15 protein-coding genes are annotated in these 22,032 nt (G+C 40.2%); 4 read left to right on the top strand and 11 right to left on the bottom strand.

Annotation, left to right across the window (positions count from 1 at the left end; all coding sequences use genetic code 11):
* Positions 1–65: 65 nt before the first annotated feature.
* Positions 66–2,858 (bottom strand): sensor histidine kinase, encoded by a 2,793-nt coding sequence (locus H8744_RS03690; RefSeq protein ID WP_262433553.1) that lies wholly within the window; start codon positions 2,856–2,858, stop codon positions 66–68.
* Between the two features lie 219 nt (positions 2,859–3,077).
* Between H8744_RS03690 and H8744_RS03695 the strand changes: the two genes are divergently transcribed.
* Positions 3,078–5,882, top strand: a complete 2,805-nt coding sequence (locus H8744_RS03695) for a TonB-dependent receptor (RefSeq protein ID WP_305067333.1) — start codon at positions 3,078–3,080, stop codon at positions 5,880–5,882.
* Between the two features lie 110 nt (positions 5,883–5,992).
* Positions 5,993–7,573, top strand: coding sequence for a beta-helix domain-containing protein (locus tag H8744_RS03700; protein ID WP_262433555.1), 1,581 nt, complete (start codon positions 5,993–5,995; stop codon positions 7,571–7,573).
* Between the two features lie 65 nt (positions 7,574–7,638).
* Here H8744_RS03700 and H8744_RS03705 read toward each other — a convergent pair whose 3' ends face one another.
* From H8744_RS03705 to H8744_RS03715, 3 genes are all read right to left on the bottom strand, one after another.
* Entirely contained in the window at positions 7,639–8,943 is a 1,305-nt protein-coding gene (locus tag H8744_RS03705; RefSeq protein WP_262433556.1) for a glycoside hydrolase 5 family protein, read from the bottom strand.
* Between the two features lie 315 nt (positions 8,944–9,258).
* Positions 9,259–9,513, bottom strand: a complete 255-nt coding sequence (locus H8744_RS03710) for a hypothetical protein (RefSeq protein ID WP_262433557.1) — start codon at positions 9,511–9,513, stop codon at positions 9,259–9,261.
* A 153-nt stretch (positions 9,514–9,666) separates the two neighbouring features.
* Positions 9,667–9,975 (bottom strand): hypothetical protein, encoded by a 309-nt coding sequence (locus tag H8744_RS03715; RefSeq protein WP_262433558.1) that lies wholly within the window; start codon positions 9,973–9,975, stop codon positions 9,667–9,669.
* Between the two features lie 103 nt (positions 9,976–10,078).
* Here H8744_RS03715 and H8744_RS03720 point away from each other — a divergent pair, with 103 nt between their 5' ends.
* Entirely contained in the window at positions 10,079–10,207 is a 129-nt protein-coding gene (locus H8744_RS03720) for a hypothetical protein (protein ID WP_262433559.1), read from the top strand.
* A 61-nt stretch (positions 10,208–10,268) separates the two neighbouring features.
* Here the strand turns inward: H8744_RS03720 and H8744_RS03725 are convergent, their stop codons facing one another.
* The 4 genes from H8744_RS03725 to H8744_RS03740 all read right to left on the bottom strand — a co-directional run bounded on the left by H8744_RS03725 (position 10,269) and on the right by H8744_RS03740 (position 18,032).
* Positions 10,269–10,499, bottom strand: coding sequence for a hypothetical protein (locus tag H8744_RS03725; protein ID WP_262433560.1), 231 nt, complete (start codon positions 10,497–10,499; stop codon positions 10,269–10,271).
* A gap of 329 nt (positions 10,500–10,828) precedes the next feature.
* Positions 10,829–11,515: a hypothetical protein gene (locus tag H8744_RS03730; RefSeq protein ID WP_262433561.1), complete on the bottom strand. Its 687-nt coding sequence runs from the start codon at positions 11,513–11,515 to the stop codon at positions 10,829–10,831.
* Positions 11,515–17,580 carry an FG-GAP-like repeat-containing protein gene (locus tag H8744_RS03735; RefSeq protein ID WP_262433562.1) on the bottom strand — a complete coding sequence of 2,022 codons (6,066 nt, stop codon included), beginning with the start codon at positions 17,578–17,580 and terminating at the stop codon, positions 11,515–11,517. The genes H8744_RS03730 and H8744_RS03735 overlap by 1 nt, the downstream gene beginning before the upstream one ends.
* 29 nt (positions 17,581–17,609) lie before the next feature.
* The gene (locus H8744_RS03740) at positions 17,610–18,032 is read right to left on the bottom strand and encodes a T9SS type A sorting domain-containing protein (RefSeq protein WP_262433563.1); all 423 of its coding nucleotides are present in this window, start codon (positions 18,030–18,032) and stop codon (positions 17,610–17,612) included.
* A 505-nt stretch (positions 18,033–18,537) separates the two neighbouring features.
* Between H8744_RS03740 and H8744_RS03745 the strand changes: the two genes are divergently transcribed.
* Complete coding sequence (locus tag H8744_RS03745) at positions 18,538–18,717, top strand: hypothetical protein (protein WP_262433564.1); 180 nt, start codon at positions 18,538–18,540, stop codon at positions 18,715–18,717.
* A 91-nt stretch (positions 18,718–18,808) separates the two neighbouring features.
* Here H8744_RS03745 and H8744_RS03750 read toward each other — a convergent pair whose 3' ends face one another.
* The 3 genes from H8744_RS03750 to H8744_RS03760 form a co-directional block, all read right to left on the bottom strand.
* A complete protein-coding gene (locus H8744_RS03750) occupies positions 18,809–20,056 on the bottom strand; it encodes a mechanosensitive ion channel family protein (protein WP_262433565.1) in 1,248 nt (415 codons plus the stop codon).
* A 63-nt stretch (positions 20,057–20,119) separates the two neighbouring features.
* On the bottom strand, positions 20,120–21,118 hold the full coding sequence (locus H8744_RS03755; RefSeq protein ID WP_262433566.1) for a DUF4435 domain-containing protein: 999 nt from the start codon (positions 21,116–21,118) through the stop codon (positions 20,120–20,122).
* A 5-nt stretch (positions 21,119–21,123) separates the two neighbouring features.
* On the bottom strand, positions 21,124–21,954 hold the full coding sequence (locus tag H8744_RS03760; RefSeq protein WP_262433567.1) for an AAA family ATPase: 831 nt from the start codon (positions 21,952–21,954) through the stop codon (positions 21,124–21,126).
* Positions 21,955–22,032: the final 78 nt, after the last annotated feature.

Consider the following 22,032-nt stretch of genomic DNA (forward strand, 5'->3'; position numbering starts at 1 on the left):
TCAAAGATACCACAAATCAGATATCGTTAACGAAGATATAGAAAAAATTCCAAACATAAAAATAACTATGTGATTGGCAATACGAACCAAAAACAAGATCCCTTACCTACTTCCGACTCCACACCGATTTCTCCTCCCAGTTGTTCTATGATACTTCGACAAATTGACAAACCTAATCCTGTTCCATGAACAAAACTATTCAGTTTGACAAAACGATCGAATATCTGTACCCGATGTTCTTCTTCGATTCCTATTCCGGTATCAGAAACATAAAAGCGCAAATGATTTTCATCCGCATAATTATACCCAACGCGGATATATCCTTCCGAAGTAAATTTAGTTGCATTGTTAACGAAGTTGGAGATCAATTGATGCAGCCGATTGCGATCGCTTACAATGTAACATTCGGCCGGATGCGGATCAAACACCAGTTCCACGTTCTCAGATACTTTCATCTGCATGGATCGTACAATATCCTCACACAGCAAATTCACATTGACTTCGCTCCGCGTGAATTCGAACGTACCTGCTTCTATCTTGGACAAATCAAGAATGTCTGAAATCAATTGCAGCAACAGATCATTATTCTCCTCTACAATATCCATATATTGTTGCCTTTCTTCCAAATCTTCCGTTTCCATAAGCAATCCGGAAAATCCGACAATTGCATTCAAGGGAGTACGTATCTCATGGCTCATATTAGCAAGAAACGCACTCTTCAATCTGTCGGCCTCTTCAGCTTTCTCTTTGGCTTCTATCAACTTTTCTTCGATCTCTTTCAGTTCGGTGATATCGTAGTTAATACCTATCAGCTCAATTACAGCATTCTCCGGATCATGATGGGACACCATAATATTCATTCTTATCCAGTTCCATTCTTCTCCTTGCCCACCTGATGCATTCCTGACTCGCACTTCTCCACGGAAATGCTTACGTTCCCCGGCAATGACTTTCCGATAAAAGTCCAGTACCAACTGCCGGTCATCTGGATGCAACTTTCTATATACACCTACTATTTCGCCCAATGGAGTATCTTCATTTTCCCCCATATTTTTGAACCATTGCTTTATGGCATAACCTTGCCTATCCAAAAGATTCAGTTTAGCATATCCCACCTTGGCATAATCAGAGATCAATAAAAAGAAGTTCTCAAAATCCTGAATACGTTGGATAGCATCGATACGTTCGGTGTTATCGATGTTAAGGAAAAGATACCCCATGAAAATTCCCTCTCCATCAAACAGTTGGCTGACTTTAGTATAAAGAGCTATATATCCTCTTTTTCCCGTCTCATAATAACCTTCGGTTGCCCGAAATTTATAATTCATACGAAAATCAACTTCCTCCTCTTCTTTAATCCGAACTTTAAGATCATCAGTAATATTCGGATTATAGAATAAATTTACTCCAATGACATCCTCTTTGGTACGGACACCAAAAATCTCCATATCTTTATTATTGATATCAATCAAGAATCCGTCTTTGTCGTAGATCTCTACTCCTACTGGAATATTTGCAAAAATATTACGGAACAGCTTTTCGCTTCTATCCAATGCTTTATGTGCCTGAATAGTATCCGTGGCATCCATAAACAAAGCTACCACTTCATTCTTTTCAGGAGAATATACTATACAACGACAAGATTTTCCTGTTTTTGGGAAATACTCATCAAGTTCTTTGTGACAATTATCATCTGTCATATCAAGTATATACTCCAACTTTTCTTTATAATCAAAATTGAGTTGACTTGCTAATTTTCCGACATACTCCTCACGCGATTTTCCAATTATTTCACTACTTATGCTATTGGCATCAGCAATCAGATAATCAACCGGAATGCCGGCCTTATCACAAATAATTGTCATACGAATGTATCCTAATGGCATATAACGGAAAAGATTGGATAAAAACGTACGTTCACGTTCCGCCTCATCTTTTGCACGCCGCAGTTCCATACAGATGCTCACAATATTCGCCAAGGAAGCAAACCATTGATAATCCTCATGATTCCATTGGTAATATCTGTCGACCAGATCTACCCCCATATAGCCCCATACTTTATCACCAGTCATCAAGGGAATCACCATCAAAGACTTTATATCTTGCCTGCCAAGTATTTCATATTCTGCTTCTGTCGCTTTTCCCTGAAGTTCTTCAAGAGAACTGAGTATGACAGAACGTCCGCTTAACACCCGGGAAGTCCACCAAGGAAGTGTAGCAGCAGGAATATCCTGCAATGAATCGATCTCCGGTCTTACACCTTTTGCCACGACTTCAAATGTACAACTTTGGTAGTGACGATCTTCATCATACTCAAAAATATAGACACGTCCACCTTTAAAAAACTGGAGAATATCTTTCAGAATATTATTTATACCGGGAGATGGATTGGCATCCTGAACAAAATGAGACAATGAATGGGATATAGAATTTTGACGTGATAGCTGTTCATTGATACGGTTCAGTGTCTCTGAAGTTAGATTTAACGTAGGATCGGCTACACACTGAACATATCCGAAGGCTGTAGTTTCGGCATCCGGACCGTCCTCTACAAATCCCAACCGGGAATGTACCCAGATTTCCTTGTTGTTAACAACCACCGGAAAGGTTTGGTCATATCTATTCAGACGGACAATAGAGAAAAACTCACGGATAAGTCGATGTCGGTAATCTTCCCGAATAAGAGAATGAACCTCCTCAAAAGCGACTTCATTCTTATCTAATCCGAGCAAATTACGGAGAAACTCCGAACATAAATACTGGTTCGTTTTAAAATTAGCCTCCCACCAACCTATTTGCGCTACGGAAGATAATTTGCATAGACGTTCATAATCACTATGAATATCTGAAATGGTCATATTGTTATGCTGTTTATATGTGTAGTTGCAAATGTAGGAATAAAAACGGAGAGTTTATGCCATTTGAAATATTTATTTTACAGGGTTTGACTTTTAAACAATCAATATAAAAAAAGTCATCAAAACGTAATCAAAGCGAAAAAGAAACGTATCCGGCTTGTATCGCCTACGTAATCTGATTACGCCAATTTTGCAACGTCAAAAAGAACATATGTAAGAATGATTATGAAACAACTACACGGAGATAAAATTCTCCTTTTATTTCTACTATTCGTCTTAACACCTTTCTTTGCAAAGGCAGCTAACATCCACGGAACAATTACCGATCGCACAACTCATGAGCCACTTACCGGAGCTACCGTACAAATAGTCGGAACCACAATAGGAGTGGTAGCCGATATGGACGGCAATTATCGACTGGAGAATATAAAAAGCGGTACTTACACACTTGAAGTCAAATTCATAGGATATAAAGAGATTGTACTGGAAAATGTAAAGGTCGGTAACGAAACCCTGACATTCAATTTCGAAATGGATGCCGACACGCAAGTTTTAAGCGATGTCACAGTAGTAGCTCGGTTGAAAAAGAACACGGACATAGCCATGATGACCGACCAACGGCGCAGTCTTGTGGTACAAAGTGGAGTTTCCGCCCAACAAATCAGCAAGACTCAGGATAAAGACGCTTCGGAAGTCATCAAACGTATACCCGGAGTAAGCATCATAGACGAGAAATTCGTGATGGTACGCGGATTATCGCAAAGATATAATAATGTATGGATTAACGGGAGTGCCGTTCCCAGCTCGGAGGCTGACGCACGTGCTTTCTCATTTGACATCCTGCCCAGCTCACAACTGGATAATATGATAATCGTCAAAAGCCCGGCACCGGAATACCCAGCAGATTTCACAGGAGGATTCATCCTGATCAACACGAAAGATATGCCAAACGAGAATTCTTTTAATATTTCGGTAGGAACCAGCTTCAATGACCAGACCCATTTTAAAGATTTTCTCTATAACAAAGGTAGTGCTACCGATTTTCTAGGTTTCGACAACGGACTGCGCTCACTCAATGCAGGTATGACGGGTAAAGTCAATACTTTCACCGCTGACCCCGAACGGGTCGATTTGTTAAGCAACGGGCTTAACAATGATTGGACTATCCATACCAGAAAGCCTATAGGCGACCTGAAGCTTAACCTCAATTATGCCCACCGTTGGGAATCGGAAAGCGGAAGGCAGTTCGGTGTACTGGCATCCGCCAACTATAGCAACACCTATAAAAGTTATCTTAACATGGAGAATTCATTGTTCGGATCATATGACACCGTACATGACCACTCAGTATATCTGCGTAAAAGCACAGACAACCAGTACAATAACGATGTACGCCTGGGCGCATTGCTCAACCTAATGTTCCAACCACGTAACAGCCGACATCATTATGAATTCAAAAACGTCTTCAATCAGATTGGCAAGAACCGTTATACCAGCCGTTATGGTTTCGATGCTCAGAGTAACAATGAGAAGAGTATGGAATACTACTATTCAAGCAGAAGCACCTACAACGGGCAGTTCACCGGCAAATACAGTTTCGACACCGGTAAGTTGGACTGGAGTGCAGGTTATTCCTATGCTAACCGCAACCTGCCCGACCGTCGGCGTATCCTCTTGAGCGATGTTGAAGAAAGCAATGTCATCGCTTTGGCAACAGGAAATGACATCAGTCGCGAATTCACTCGTCTTGATGAACATATCGGTTCAATCAACCTCAATTACCAACACGATTTTCAATTCGGCAATTTCACGCCTACCTTGAAAACCGGAGCATACGGAGAATATCGTACACGTTCGTACAACACCCGCCAATTTGGTTACGGTTGGGGGAAAGAGATGCCTGAAGGATTCAAACATTTCGATATTGCTAACGAACTGCTGAAAGATAACAATTACGGATTGGAAAAGCTCTTCCTTTATGAAGATGTACGCAAGACAAACGACTATAAAGGTCATAACTGGATGGCAGCCGGATATGTAGGCGCTAACCTTCCCCTTGGCGAACGTTTAAACATATACGCCGGAGTACGTTATGAATACACCAGAATGGAACTAATAGGCAATACCCGCAACGACGTGGAAAGCCCACGCAGTATGTTCTATACCTATAATAAATTGTTTCCATCCGCCAACGTCCTTTTCAAACTGACAGAAAAGCAACAACTTCGCTTTTCGTACGGCAAGTCAGTAAACCGGCCTGAATTCCGTGAACTCTCCACAGCCGTATATTACGATTTCGACTTGGCTTCCAATGTGGAAGGTAATCCGGCACTAAAACCAGCCTATATCCACAACATCGACCTTCGCTACGAATGGTATCCTACAAGCGGAGAAATGTTCTCAATAGCTCTGTTTTATAAAAATTTCGATTCTCCCATCGAATGGACGTACACTGTGAACGGAGGGACTGATTTGACTTACTCCAACAAAAATGCTAAAGCAGCCAACAACTACGGCATCGAACTCGACTTCCGCAAAGATTTAGGATTTATCGGACTACCCAACCTGAGTTGGTCGTTCAACGGTGCCTTCATCAAGAGCAAAGTCAAATTTGAAAAAGGGAGCAAAGAAGAAGACCGCGCCATGCAAGGCCAATCTCCATACCTAATTAATACCGGTCTCTTTTATCAGCATCCGAACTGGAACATGAATATAGCAGTCTTATACAACCGGATCGGAAAGCGTATCATCGGAGTCGGACGCACAGTGGGAACAAGTGGCGAACAAACGACCAATATTCCCAATTCCTACGAAATGCCACGGGATGCCATCGATTTGTCCATCAGCAAAAGATTCGGAGCATTGGAAATCAAAGCAGGCGTGCGTGACCTGTTGGCGCAACGGGTTGAGTTCAAACAATTCGGAAGCATACTGAAAGCAGGTGAAAAGATAGAGTATGAGGAATTGACACGAAGCTATAAGCCCGGACGCAATTTTAACCTGACAGTAGCCTACTCATTCTGATCACTTACTTCGGTCAATCCTTTAAAACATGTGCCATTAAAAACTTAAGACATCAAACTAAAATAGTTAAACAGAGAGGTTTCGCCACTCTATTAAAAACAAAAATGATTATGAAACAATTGAAAACGAAAGCAATGAAATGGAGCAGCCTGTTCCTGATGGCTGCGGCAATGACTGCAATGACTGCCTGTAACGATGATGACAACAAAGGCAGCAACGGCAATGATCCTGAAGTGACCTATCCAACAGGCGGTGATGCAGACTATCAAGGTCTTGCCACCAGCGAAGGTATTTTGTTCAATGACGGTACAGCGCTAGGTAACGGAGACCAGCATTTCTGCTTTACCGGCAAACAAACTCTTAAAAAAGGAACTTATTTGCTAAGAGGTTGGGTATACGTACGTCCGGGTGCCGAACTGACCATTGAACCGGGGACGGTCATCAAGGGTGACAAAGCAACCATGGGATCTTTAATTATAGAACCGGGGGCTAAGATTTATGCCGAAGGCACTGCCAGCGAACCTATCGTATTCACTTCCGCCCAGCCTGTAGGGAACCGCCGTCCGGGTGACTGGGGAGGTCTGATCGTTTGCGGAAAAGGATTAAATAATATTGCCGGAGGCCAACAAATCGAAGGAGGTCCGAAAACAAAACACGGTGGTAATGTCGAGAACGACAACTCCGGTGTACTCCGTTATATCCGTGTCGAATTTGCCGGATACCCTTTCCAAACAGACAAGGAAATCAACGGTATCACATTCGGTTCTGTAGGTAGCGGCACGACCGTAGACCACTTACAAGTATCCTACTCCAACGACGATTCTTACGAGTGGTTCGGAGGTTCGGTAAATTGCAAATATCTGGTTGCCTACAAAGGCTGGGACGATGAATTCGACACAGACAACGGATTCAGCGGACATGTACAGTATTGCCTTTCTATCCGCGATCCGCGTATCGCTGATACTTCACAGTCAAACGGATTCGAATCGGACAATAATGCTGACGGCAGCATCATCGAACCCTATACCACCTGCAAATTCAGCAACGTCACCTTCATTGGCCCGATGACAAAAAAGAATCTGGCAGCCGGATTCCAAAATACAACAGAATACATCACTGCCGGTGACATGAAACCCAATAACAAAGCGGCTCTCGGCAAATTCCAGGCCGCCATGCATATACGCCGCAGCAGCCAGTTGAACTGTTATAATTCCATTGCATTAGGATGGCCTGTGGGACTCATCATCGATGGTGAAAAAGGTAATTCAATAGAGTCTGCCAAGAGCGGAAATATCAAGTTGCAAAATGTATTCTTTGCCGGAATGGGCGTCACAGGAACCGATTTCAACAAGAAATATGAGGACGAACTCGGCACATGGAGTATAGCAGACGGTAAGAATACCATTACTTATGATCCGTCCAAGCCGTCATTCTCTACAACTTTTTTCAAAACAATGTGTAGTGGTTGCAAATGGAATCTTACAGAAGATGATTTGAAGTTAACCGATCCAAAGAATGCCGGACAGGGATATTGCCCTGCAATGGACAGTCCTTTATTGAATGCGGCAGACTTCTCCGGGCTGAACAGTTCATATATAGACAAAGTGACTTATGTAGGTGCTTTCAGTGGTGAAACCGACAATTGGATGGATGGATGGACAAATTTCGATCCTCAGAATACAGTTTATTAATTTCAACTTAAAAGTTAAAAAAGAAGAGAGGAAAGTGCCATCGGTACTTTCCTCTCTTTATCAGGTTACAGACCATTCTGTTTCAAACATTTGCAGGCCGATTTTATGATATCTACCGTATTGTCCGTTACAAATACAGAATATAATCCCTGCGGTTCCTGAGCCGGATCACCGGTATAATCATCCCCCCTTTGCCAATATTCATGCTCTGAAGAAGGAATTGCATAACCTCCCCATGCCCAAAAGTTACACCCACCGATAAGACCATCGGAAGCAACTTTATCAGAAACAAGATCAAACACATAAGAATAATATGCATCCCGTGCATCCGTACTACTCTCTTTAGTGAACCGGAATTCATCACGCGGATAGCCGAATTCCTCTATTACTATCGGCTTCTTGTACTTACGCGCCACAGGCAGATGTTCTTCCAGATAAGCCTTTGTCTCTTCCTTGGCATTTCCCATCTTCTCCTGCAAACTGTCCTTTGATACCCATCCCCAGTTGTAAGGCCATATATGAATGTTTATATAGTCTATATTCGGATCGGCATGTATCTGTTCAAACAAGGAGAGATCGCCTTCACATCCCCACTTTCCCTCACTACCGGTGGACACCAGATGATTCTTGTCCAGTGATTTGATTTGAGCTGCGACTTGCGCAATCCATGTTGCAAATGCGGCCTTATTTTCATCGGAAAAAGCGCGAGGCTCATTGCATATCTGCCACGACATTATCGCCGGGTCATCTACATACTTTATATTAGTATACCTATTGACACGAGTTATCATATCATTTACATAATTTGCAAACAACGTCCTCGCGCTATCCGATTGTTGAAATTGTCTCACATATTCCACATAAGCCTGATATCCGTCCACTGCCGGTATGGCAGCCTTGCCATGACCTGTCCATTCGAGATACTGTCCGTATCCGCCACTCCATTCCCAGGAGTTGTTAAGGTAGAGGACGGCTACCATCTGCCGCTTGCCCATCTCTGCCAGCAGATAATCCAAACCTGCCAAAATAGTGTCATTATATACTCCCGGAGCTATTTGCAGGGTAGGTTCCACTTTGCATTTCACTCCACACCCACCATCCGCTCCGACCAATATTCGAAGATTGTCCACACCTATACTTTTGAGATAATCCAATTCACGGTGCAACCGATCCCGGTCGCCCCCTTCGCCTTCAGAAGCCAGAACGGAACCATACCAAAAATTAGCACCTATATAATAATAAGGTGTATCACCACGCAAGAACTGTCCGTTTTCCACCCGTATGAATGGAGAGGAAGCCACAGGACGTTTCGGAGTACAAGCCCCGACAAGGGCCGCCATAAGAAACATAGATAGAATTTGTTTTAGCATACTTATCAGATTTATTGGAATTGTACAAAATTAGCACAAATAAGATAAAGTACCTAATATACTTTAATTATTTAAAGTATATATTCCAACATATCATTTCCAATGTAGATATTTTGTATCTGTTAAATATTAATTGCTTCTACCAAATGAGACAATAACCTATTATAAACCAACCTAAACAGTAGACAGACTCGTATAGTTTCCGAAAATTTAAAGTATCAACAATCCTAAAGAAGCACCATCAATCTAATTTCTTATTATTTTCAAGTCATCAGCAGTTATAACATTATAAAAATCCAAACTATTTTGAGAAAATTACACATCACTTACTCTTTCCCTTAATTCAACCAGCTCCCCTTCTTGTACTAAAAATTCAATGAACCAAAATTCTCCTAATAGGGCGATAACATACTTTTTCAATTTTCCCCGTATCATTTGTTCTAAATCTTTCCCAAACCGAATTAATTCTTCTCGACCAACATAGCTTTCGAACAAGATCTTAAAGATAAAGCCGGATATTTGCAACTTGAATTGGAGACAGCCTGAACTTACACTACTTTTGAAATCCATAAATTTTATAAAACATGAGGATTCTGCATTTTCGGAACGACATACTTTACATTATGGATTTGTTGTAGACATACACTGATATATCTGATTTTTTAGAGCTATCAAATCACTCAAACATGTTTCATAAACAGCAGATAAAACCAAACAATTACTCTATCCCTTATCATTTAGTAAAGTTTTGAACTTCTCCACAAATTCCATATAATACTTCAAAGCCTTATCCTCAACTACAAAAGTCCTATCTCCGCCTCCCATTTTAGGAGAAGTCTCATAATCTTCTTCAAACTCTCGGGAGAGTCTTTTTATACGTTTTTCAATATGTTCTAATGCACGTTTTTTATCATTTCGCAAATAATATATGATCGGAATGGTTCGTCCATCATTAAAGTCATGATGGAGTGCGTTCAACAAATCATCATCTTCCTGTGAGAAACACCATTCATGATAACTTTTTTCAGGCATAAGCTCACCGGTATGATTATTCGTTGTCGAGAAGTAATATTTAGTACGATCAGGCTCCCCCAATTTTATAGTGATGTCATTTATATTCTTATAAATGACATCAATGAAAATACTAACATACAGTACTTGTTTCTCTCTATTAAGAAAAGGTCAACGCCATCGTTTGAGTGACATTACCATCGGCTGCTATGTAGATAAGAAGTCGCTACTGTTTCTTCTTCAATCCGTATGAAGACAATTTCTGATACAAAAGTTCTCTAATTCGTTTTTTAATTCTCTCATACTCTTTACAATTAAAAAAATATGCGAAGTGCCACATTGGGACAACCATCTTTCTTGTCTTCTCGACCTTCTGTAAAGAGAACTTTGAAAATCTCTTCATCGACACAGAAAGCCGCTTCCATGCAAAATTTGCTGTGCCATGTGTTGTCATCATCGTACAAAAGGCTTTCACGATCACACATCATATTCGAAAGAGAGTTAAAAAGATCGTATTGCTTGGTATTTGGACTTTTCTTGCACATTCATTTTATCTTGTTTTAGTATCTGAAAGACACAAATTATACTTCAAATTACATAATGTCAAAGAGCGATTATGAGAATTTAAATTACTATTAACCAATTAAAGAAAAACTTTTTAAAGTGGATTCATATAAAAAATTATAAAATTTCCTACAAATTACTTTCCTACAATAAAATTAGAAATAAAAGGGGGATTAAAAACTCTCGAAATGAATACGAGTCTACTTAATTTAATTCCTTCAATAACTAACATTAACAAGAACATTAATGATGTACATTTAAACATACAAAGATCTTAACATTAAATATTTAATACTGTATAACCATATGCCTAATAAACATTCTCACTCTTTAACATACACTTAAATTCTTCAGCAAATGGAATATATGAATCTAAGGCTTTATTTTGAGGTATTTGCATTTTATTTGCATTATGAATTTCTTGTATTATTTTATATTCATCTATTAAGAATTCAGCTGAGCGTCTTTTAATAGCTTCATCGACAAGCAACAGAGCATTATGATTATTACCTAACAAATAATACAAAATAGGTAAATACCTGTCCTTAATATCGTCAGTACAACGAAGTTCTCCATTTTCTAGTCCAACAATCAACTCTTCTATGTTAGAATATTTATCTAAAAAAGGTATAGCATACTGTTCTACTGTAAACATAATATTATTTAAAATTTGGTGAAGACATTCATCAGGACAGTCAAGGACAAGACGCCATTCTTTAAAACTCTTTTCAGGCATTAAATAGCCTACATTTACTCCAATATTACCCATGATTTCATGCAACTGTGTAGCAATCTTATCTATTGTGGGATATGTTAAACTAACTGTATATGTTAAATAACGGACGCTTACTTCATTATGAGTTGAATGCCCAAATGTTAGCATTTGAATTGCATCAACAAAGGAACGCTGGAAGCAAGTTTTATATTTTTTCTTGAATCCGTGATGAAATAAACTTTCCTTCAAAAAACATTTAATTTTCTTTTCTAAATCCATCATCAAAAAACATGTTTAATAACAACTATATAATTACCTGTGTAAGGCTGTCTTAATGGTACTATATTTTGAAAATTAGGAACTTGCATAGCATTTCCCCCTACAGGGATAAATGTAGGTTTATTCATTAAGAACTGAGGCAGATTTATTTTTTGATTTTTAGTAAAACCAGCAGCTGCTCCATTCTTTATTTCGTATAAATATAACATATTATTTTTTTCACCAACAAAATCAAATCGATTACGCACTCCATTTAATTCAACTGAAACTTCCTTCGAATAAATTATCCCACCTTCAGACTTAAAATCTTCTATAGCTGCTTGTACTCCTAACTCTCCCTTTTGATAGGGTGTCATTCTTTGATTAATTAGTGATTCAGTAGAAGACATTGGCGAGTCTAAAGCAGCAATATCCGGAATTTCATCAGGTAAAAAAGCATTTGGATTATGCCGCTCCAGCTCCTCAAGCGGTGTATTCTTCAGCGAAAATGCATTGCGTCCCAAGGCTATATTATCACCGTTCCAGAAATTCTTACCTTGCATATAGGATGTGAAGCCGCTTGTCAAGCCACCAGTTATACCACCGGTCAGTCCGCCTGAAAAAAAGCCGACCATCCCCTTCTCGAAAGCTTCACCAAAACTCGCACCACCCACAAGGGCATTACCACCCCCTAGTACGAATCCCGAAACGGCACCGGAGGCCATTCCCACTACCGAACCACCGGCAAAACCCGCTATTGGTCCTAAAGCGGCAGCGGCTGCTCCCCCGGCAGCAAGACCAGCAACCCCTGCGAAAGCACCAACTCCAAAATACGCCAGACCTTGCCCTAAATTATCTATATTATCCCAATTACATACAAGATTAGCAAAACCTCCAATAGCAGCTGCTGCTACAAACCACCAAAATTCACCGTTCTGATCCACATAACACAAAGGATTGTTCATCCCATATGTATAGCGGTTAAAGCTTTGAAGGTTGTCTGGCAATTGCACGTAAGGATCCGGAGATAGAAAACGTCCTATAAGCGGATCGTATAACCGGGCGTTCATATTAATCAAGCCAAAGAGCGGTAAATGTTCGTGGCCTGTATAACCACGTCCTAAAAATAGTTCTGGAGCTTTTCCAGATGCATACACTATATGATTAACCGGACTTCGAAGATTTCCCCATGCATCATAACTCAACTCCTGGATACTGTTTCCCGAAGCATCTGTTACGAGCGTAATGCTTCCTAAATAATCTCTACAAATATAATAAAGTTTCCATTCGGATGCACCATTTTGAACATAAACTGCAGAAGCATTATAAGCATCCCCTCCAACATATAAAATACGTTTACAACTTTGTGTATATTCATCATAAATTACTTCACACTTATTTCCAAAATAATAATGATCATAATATAAGCCTCCCACAATTTTAGTCCACGGATCCGGTCGGGTAATTCTCATTTTAGCCCTTTCCCCATTGCCATAATAAGTAAAAGTTGCATTGTTACCACCTTGGGAAATCTTACTAGGAAGATTCATTTTATTATATATAACCTCTTGTTTATCTGTATTTTGAAGGCTACTAGGGGAGAGCGTTAATGATTCTATAGCATATGGTTTTTCTCTATCATACTTCATAGAACCTACCGTACTCAGATATTCAATATTTCCCTCCATACTATATTTCGCAGTCGCCCCTCCAAAAGATGTCAAACGGTTAAGCATATCATATTCAAAGTTCTCTTGAAGGTTACGTTTCTCATCTTTTCTCCACATCAAATTACCACTCGTGGGAGAAAAATGATAACCAAACGCCTGCATCATTACACCAGTATTTAAATTCTTTACCGTTCTTCGTAATAAAGAGCCATAGGAATCATACGCATAGGTTCGGCTCAAAGCACCGGTTGTACAGTCAGTTATTAGCCCTTGATCATTTATTCCCGATATCTCCCATACTTCTTTATCATTCCAATATATCTTTACCAAATGCCCATTCAAATATTCATATTTCTCATTACCTATGGCCATAGTTGCAAAAGGCTGTGGTTCATAAGTGTAATAAATCCTAGATACTAGGCCTTTATCATAAACATAATTTTTGCCTAAATTGAAACCGTTGACCCCAGACCTTTCATATTCGGATAATAAATTCCCATATTCATCATAAGTGTAAGTCTTAGATGTCCCATTACTACTTATTTCGCTAGCTAGTAAACCATCATCCTCATTATAACTATAATCAGTGGTTAATTCTCCTACATACTCCTGCTTTATCTTCCGATTATAATTATCATACCTATATTCCACGACATTTCCATTGCCATTTGTCTCAGAAGCAACATTACCGCAATGGTCATATGTCATTGTTTTAGTTCCTGTATTGGGATCAATCAATTTAATTTGTCGTCCATATTCATCATAATCAAAAGTTGTATATATCGCGTCATTGACAGAGATTGAATCAGGTGATCCATTAGACAAATAACTATAACAAACTGTACCTGATGCATCTGTGACCTTTATCAGTTTTCCCCGAGAATCTGTGGTACGTACTGTTTGTATACCATTTTTATTTTCCGTAATCGAAGTGCCGGAATAGCTATAGGTGTCCTCCCTGCCCGAAGCATATTTTATTTTTGTAAGACGGTCGAATTGGTCATAAGTATATGTATCCCACAAGGAGGCGGAGCTACCCGTATAAGGGAGGGATTTCTTTTGTAACAAACAATTCGTATCATAAGTATTGTCTACATAAAGCATTCTCCCATTATACTGTCTTATTCCTGTTTTGACTTCTTGCCCCATAAGGTTATAATAGGCAACCGATTCTGGCTCTTTGGAAGAATTGATCCTCACGGAGTATAAAGCTTCCGGCACGGACGTTTCCCATGATACATTTCTCTTTTCAATTACCCCCTCCGGATAGCTAGTTTGAACCAGTTCTCCCATATCATCGTAACTGAAAGTCGTGGCATTGCCTCTAAAGTCCTTCCTCTGAGTCAATAATCCACGCTCGTCATAAAAATAACTGGTTTTAAAACCCATGGGATCAGTTTTCTCTATCAGATTCAACCCATTGGCCGAATATTTATAACTTGTCTTCAATTGATTATCTGAACCATATGGACGAACAGATGCAGTCAGGATATTGCCAAATGAGTCATATGTATATGAGTCCTGAGAAATTCTGTTGTCACGACTACTTATGCAGGTCTCTTTACTTTGCAAATTATATAAAGCATCATAATTGTATAACGTCAACTCAGGCCAAGGCTCTTTGCCCACTTTTCTTTTTAGTATTGTTACTTCTAAAGGTAAACCCAGTAACCTTTGGGTAGCCGTTTCCACATTAAAAACTGTTGTTTTTCTTTTTTCGGAATAATTATTAGTAGTAGTGGTTACCCCACGTGGGATTCCCACATAATAACCTTCAAAACGTTCTGAAATGGTTGTTCCTTTTAATTTATCCGTCTCAGTCCTTTTCATTAATAAAGACTCATACCTCTTACTTCCTTTGGACAATATACTAAAATAGCTCGCCTGCTCATATAATAAAGAGCCGTCAGTCGTCTTTACCTCTTTTTTCCATAAAAGAGGTAAATATGCATCAGTATTATAGGAATATGAATATATTATCTTTGTCTGTTTCTGCCTGTCTATTTCTTCTATATTCTTAAAACAGAGCAATCCCTTCCCTTGGCAATGCACGCACACATTCTCATAATAATAGGAAGAAGCCTGATAAGAAGATCCGGCATTGATACGCTTATAGCTCACCACATATAGAGGAAATTTCGGATTCATTACAGAAAACTCCTCGGTACCTCCAGTGTCGGTATAAATTCCCGATTGGGTAAGTGGCGCATATTGAAATTGTACACGTTTGTTATATCCGTCTATAATTTCCTTCACTAACAGATTCATCTTATCATTGAATTCAAAAATGACATTTGTATCGGTATACCCTCCTAATATAAGTTCCGCACGACCATCGCCATCAAAGTCACCAACAGCAATGTTTGATTGAGCTATATTTTCAGGATTATCTTTTATAACAGCAGGATCCATATATCGGGATGTATAGTATTCCGTATCAAAGTTAGTCCCGTTAAAAGTGCCTACTTTAATTCTAAGTTTACCATCTGTCGTAATTCCGCAATGAACAATTTCACTTTTCCCATCCTTATTACAATCCCCCACATAGACTTTCGAACTTATATCATGTCCGGTAATTTGTTTTTTCACAAAAGAAGTACCTGTTGATAAATATAGAGCAACATTAGCAGGGTTGTAAGCTTCTTTGCATAACACATCCGTCTTACCGTCACCATTAAAATCTCCAAAATAGTTGAAAGCCCAATTCTTAAGGGTTGATCCGGTAAAAGTTGGAAGTTTGACAAAGGTATTACCTCTCAACGTATATACCCATGAGGAATTACCATTCATTGCAAGTATATCCGATTTTCCATCTCCATCAAAATCAACGATATAAGTACTATTGGGATAACAATAAACATAATCATCCCCCCAATCATCAATACCTCCGCTAGCTATAACCGTTCTTTCCTCATTGTACAATTTTCCATCCCTAGTCAGTACTTCCATTTTCCCATCGCCATTGAAGTCACCGACCAATATCCTTGGATCTTCATTGCTAAAGGAAGCACTCAGTCCTGTAGAATACCCTTCTCCGTCGGACAACAGGTAATGGAAGTCATAATCAAACCTGTCCAACTTGTTTATGTAGATCAAGTCGAGTTTGCCGTCACCATTTAAATCGGCATAAGCGAATCTGACAAAATTTTCATTTAGCGTGAATATGAATTTCTTAGCGAAAGCTGTATTTCCATAGGAAGAATAAGCCAGATATAGGACGGCCTCATCCGATGAGTTATATTCACCTGGCTTTTTATTAGGATAAACCATCATATCGGTCATCCCATCACCGTTAAAGTCAAGGAAATCAGGATAAGCACCGTGATAGGTCGAACTCAACGTGGCCAAATATTCATTTGCATACCTTGAATATTCGCCATCGATATCGCCCCAATTGATGATTGTAGAATTATACCTAGATCCATTCAATCCATATTCTTCTATTTCACTCAATTTTGAATAATAATGATCATAGATATACTTAAACTTATATTCTTTTAGTACTTTTCCGTGAGAACTACTTTTGATACCAGTCAGCAACACTCTTTGAGAAACCATATTGCCCGCCACATAAGATTCAATGGCATCATCACGTGTATTATAAACAAAATCCACACGATTATAAGGAGCAACATTTGTATTGCCGGTATATTCTATGCTAGAAATGCGAAATTCACCAGAGGAAAGGTTCGTATCATAATGATATAGCATATAATTTCCATGCCGATCGGACACTTTGGAAAGCAACCAATATAGGGCATAATTACTGTTTTGAGCTTTAATATAAGAATCGCTGTTTGTGCCATACTCATATACCATTCCGTCCTTGGTTCTCACCCTAAACGCATCCCTTCCGTTGATAGTTACATAATCGACCAAACTATAATCTTCAACTTCGGGGGCATAGACGGAACCAATGGAAAGATAAGAACCAATGATACGTATCAGTCTTTTTCCGTCTAGCAGCAGGTTATCGGACAGCCCCAACTGGACAGCTTCTGAAGTGCCGTCAAAATAGAAATTTTTCCCGGTTCGGGTTATAAAAGAAATGGCAGATACATTCCAGCCATACCCCATGATACCATTACCTGATTGGCTATTATAACCGACTGTTATCTGGGGTTGCATCTTATTGGTTCCATCCAAGACTTTGATAGGGATTTGATAGGTAGCTGCACCCGTGGACGACACATCAACCGTCCCTTCTATCCTGCCTACCTTCATAGAAGTGTCCAAAGTACGGCTCGGATCTGGTATTTCCTGGTATACCACAGGCAAAGCACTTATTCCACTTACTACGGATGGTGAACTCATTTTATTCCAGTCAAAGGTCGGCAGTCCATCGGCACGAACCAAAGTGCTGATTCCTAAAAGCAAAAATAGGATCAGTGACATAATTACCAAAGTATGTTTTTTCATATTTGTAAAGTATATAGATCAAGTATCAATTATTCCTTAAAGATTTTCCAAATCGTGCTATTCTCATCAATGTTTATTTGCATCAAATAAATGCCGTTTTGTTCATCTCTGATATCCATAAATGCCTGTCCTGCATTCACTTCTGCTCTCCTCATCAATTTACCTTCAATGTTATACAATATAACAGTAACCTGATTTTCAGTATCAATATTAGATATATTAATTACAAGATCACCTTTAGTAGGGTTTGGGTAAATTCTGATCTCATGCTCTTCAATTCTATCCGAATATGATTCAGGATTTTTATCGTCCTTCGCTTCACTTGCCCTAGACAAGGCTATTTCCCTTTTAATTCTATTACCGGCATTATCATAACTATACCGGATCACATCCTGTCCATAAGCAGCCCAAAGGTAGCAAAGGGAAATACATAATAATACAAACTTTCTCATAGTTTCTTATTTTATTAATGTGTTCTACTTGCCATAAACACATGTAAAGCAATGTGTCATCAATAACTGTTCGTGCATTACAAAAACAAAAGTAGAGAGTTTACTTGAGATGTCCAAGCAATTGAGTCCGAAAAATACATGTAATAGCTATTTACTGTTTTTAGTCATTTATTTGAAGACAAAATCAAAGAAAAATATGTTACATTCCCAAAGGTATACCGGACAAATATCATATTAACAGGAAAAACAGTCGGTTTCTCATCACTTTGCTTCCATTCTTTTCTTTTCAATAACCAGCCTCTCTTTCTAAAAGAGTGAAACAGACTTTCAAAGCATGAGTTCAGGGGTCAGAAACCAGAAAAATGGGCATTTTGACGGACAAAACTAGCATCATCATCAGATGAAATACTAATTTCCAACAGATAAAATAACCATATCCAGCAGATAAAGTATTAATTTCCATCAAATGAAGTATCCTTTATCTATAAAAAGGGGGTTCATTTCCATGAAAAATGCATTTCTTCGTCTTTTCTTTCGCTATTTCGAACTTTCCGATGATGCTTCCCGGTCTGACAAATTAAAGTTAAATCGCATCAAAATCGATCATTACGGACATAAAATACAAGAAAGGAGAAGCCTCATACCAATATTCGTTCCGTTTGGATGGAAAGACGGAAAATCCTGATTGCACTACAATCGTTTTTTATGAGCGGAGCGTACCATTGACCGGAATACAGCCTTCAGAGACGCACTTGAAAGACAGAATGTCAATTTGTCTATCGTAATGCCCGGAAGTCTTCCCCGGTAGGATTTTGGAATACGGACAGGCCAAACTCTGGAATGATGGCCAAAACATGATCGAACACATCCGCCTGTATACCTTCATAAGGCACCCAATCCTTGACAGAAGAGAAAAAATAGAGTTCAAGAGGAATACCCTGTTCGGTAGGCTGCAACTGACGAACCATACAGGTCAGTTCTTTATTCACATCGGGCAGACTTTTCAGATAGTTCGTCAGATAAGCGCGGAACACGCCCAGATTGGTCTGGCGGCGACCGTTCACCAATATGGAGTTGTCGATGTCATGCTCCTTATTATAATGTTCGACTACCTTTTCGGTCTTATCAATATACTCTTTCAACAGGCGTATCTTCCTGTATTTAGCCAGCATCTCCGGAGTGCAAAACCGGACGGTACGCATGTCGATATTGATCGAACGCTTCACACGCCTACCACCGGAATCGCGCATGCCTTGCCAGTTCTGGAAAGAATCACTCACCAAAGCGTAGGGCGGGATGGTGATGATCGTATTGTCCCAGTTGCGCACTTTAACCGTATTGAGAGTGACCTCGATAACCGTCCCGTCCGCACCGTACTTAGGCATCGAAATCCAGTCGCCCACCTTCAACATGTTATTGGCGGAAAGCTGGATGCCGGACACGAACCCCATAATGCTGTCCTTAAACACCAGCATCAGTATGGCGGCCGAAGCTCCCAAACCGGTCAGCAGGAACATCGGGGACTTATTTATCAGAATACTGATGATTACGATGCCTCCGATAAAAAACAGAGTGACTTGAGCCGTTTGCAACAAGCCTTTCAGCGGACGGTCACGAAACTGCTCGCGCTGGCTGTACACATGGTAAACGGCAGAAAGGAACACACTGATGAACTTAAGAAATACGGCAATGATGTAAATCAAGCACATGCGCTGTATGAAGCTCAGTGTAGCGCCATTGGATATGGCAAGCGGCAAAAGCAGATACAAAACGACAGGAGCTACCATGTGGCTGACGTAAATCATCACTTTACGGTCGAAAACGATATCGTCCCAAGTCGCTTTAGTCTGTTTGACCAGCTTCGCCACCACTTTCAGGATCACATGACGGCAAACGGCATCGCATAGGAATGCAATAGCCAGAATAAAAACCAGAATAATAGCTTTCGTAAAACTGTCAGCCCATGACTGACTCAGCCCCCATGAGAGGAGTTCGTCTTTTATAAAAGTTGTAATCTCTTCCATTTGTATCGTTTGAGTTGCTATCATAACCGGGTAACAGCTGAATTACCCGTTTGTTTAACTTCATTATCCCTTTTCAAGAAAATCCCTCACATCCTCGCGTAGCCACTGATGCAAATATAGGGATTTATAAGCACTGTTCTTCCGCAGCATCACCTCCACGCTGATCTGGCTGTTCTGATAGCACGTCAGTTCATTGCGGAACTGCAAATTATGCTCTGCCAGTTTTTTAATCTCCAGTTCCCTTTCTCTGCGCAATGCCGTGCATACAGGGATCAGAAGCTTCATCACCACATTATCCATGATGTGATGTCCCTGTATATATAAGTAAGTGGTTTCCGGCACTAAGCCTAACTTACGCAACCGGACACCTAAAGCATCCACCTCCCCGATGAAATGCGGAAAGCGTTTCCGAAGCTCGGACAGTTTAGCCGTAACCACCCTTTGCATGGCATCCAACGCGCGTTCGGGATGGCGGAGACTTACATCCTGCAACCGGACGTAAGAATTGAAATCGCTCATTGTGAACGTATGGGTATCATGACGGTGGTAAAACCAGATGTTCCACAGAAACAGAGGATAGGCGATCTGCGAATAACGTTTCATGAATGCCGGGAAATCGATCAATGAATGATCGTTCAAAGTAGCTTGCACGCATACTTCATGAAGACTTTCCGCAAAGCAATGATGATTCTCGATGGCATAAGTATACGTCTGGAAGATATAACGGTTCCGGTTTATTTTACGGGAAGTGGACGTAGCTCCCTGCAACAGGAAATCATAATCGCTATCGACACAGGCAATAAGGCTTTTGCCCAACTCATCCGTATTCAAAGTGTTCATCAGCACCATCTTCTTCCCTTTTGCCAACGAAGTGGCGGAAGGAAGCATTACCTGAAAATAGCATTCATCATTCTCAAACTCTTCCAGCAAAGTACGCCAAAAGGGCACATCATCGTAACTTTCCACATAAGCCACAATCCTACGGCGCGACTTTTTAGGGTAAAGCTTGTGAGCCGCATCAAAATAAGCAGAAGTCAGATTGTCGCGTAAATTTCGTGCCACGGGATTCAATGATTAATGTTAGTAGATATATCGCTTACCTCCGTTACGGCATCAAGCCATCCCTCCATGATGACGGCAGGTGAATGGGTTGTCAGTATGATTTGCACATTCGGGTTCAGCTCCCTGATCATGGCGATGAGTTTCTGCTGCCATTCGATGTGGAGCGATGCTTCCGGTTCATCCATAAAAAGGACACAATGTTCGTTGTTCTGAACCAATACGGTCAGCAAGATAATAAGCATTTGTTTCTCTCCGGAAGAGAGTTTATAAGGCAACAAAAGTTCACCGTCCTGATGGAAAGCGATATCATTCCGTTTCCGGTCAATCTTTTTCCGGGTATAACTGAACAGCTCGTCTATCAAGTCTTGAAAGCGCTTTTTGGCTTGGGACAGCCCGGCAGCTTTCTTTCGCTGTTCATCATCATTACCGGAAAGGAGATCGATCATCTTATTGCCGATATTCACCTGATAATCCAGATAGCGGCGCTGTAAAAGATAGAGTTGCCAGTCCAGTTCCGACTTTACATTTTTGTCGGCCATCCGGGCGGTAAAATCGCCCATGATGAGGGGACGGTCGTAACTGCGGATCACGTCATAAGGGATAAAAGTCGCTTCGGGATCATCGAAATAAATCGACACTCCGTCTTTCACTCCGTTTTTCACTTCTCCCGTAAGTTCTTCCAGATAACCCACGGAACGGTTGAGGATGGTTGTCTTCCCTACCCCATTGATGCCCGAAAGAATATTTACCTCCGGATTCAGATCCCAGGCGATGTCGTATCGCCCCCATAACCCGGTTATTTCAATGCGCCTGATATAATTGGCCTGTTTTTCCATACTGTTCTTGCTTTATATCAAGGCAAATATAGAGAAATCAAATGATAAAATAGTTACCTTTGCCGGAGTTTTCGATAA

The organism is Jilunia laotingensis (genome assembly GCF_014385165.1).
GTDB lineage: Bacteria > Bacteroidota > Bacteroidia > Bacteroidales > Bacteroidaceae > Bacteroides > Bacteroides laotingensis.